Source organism: Caulobacter sp. 602-1, from assembly GCF_003931565.1.
Classification (GTDB): Bacteria; Pseudomonadota; Alphaproteobacteria; order Caulobacterales; family Caulobacteraceae; genus Caulobacter.
Genome location: NZ_RRYI01000088.1, coordinates 1 through 310, shown reverse-complemented (window position 1 = coordinate 310; position 310 = coordinate 1). Strand labels below are relative to the sequence as shown.

1 pseudogene is annotated in these 310 nt (G+C 66.5%); it reads right to left on the bottom strand.

From position 1 onward, the window contains the following. Positions 1-172 (bottom strand): annotated as a pseudogene (locus EIK80_RS26510) (hypothetical protein); the annotation flags it as partial. Positions 173-310: the final 138 nt, after the last annotated feature.

Below are 310 nucleotides of genomic sequence, written 5' to 3'. Positions count from 1 at the left end.
CGTAGTCGCGTACATAGTCGCGACCGTCATGGTCCCGGCCGCGATCCCAGTCCCGACCACGGTCGTGGTGTTCCCAGCGTCCGCGATCCTGCGCGGCGGCCTCTGTGGCGCTTAGGGCCAGCGGGCCCGCCACGGCGGCCGCGGCGGCGATGGTGAGCAGCAGACGTTTCATCTCGTCTTCTCCTGGTGTTCGGGCGGCGCCTCCGAGACGTCGCCTAGAAACTTCCCTCGACCTTGAAACGCACACTGACGCCGTTCGGCTGAACCCAGCCTGAACGGCGAGGTCAGGCTTTTCGATAGCCAGGTCTTG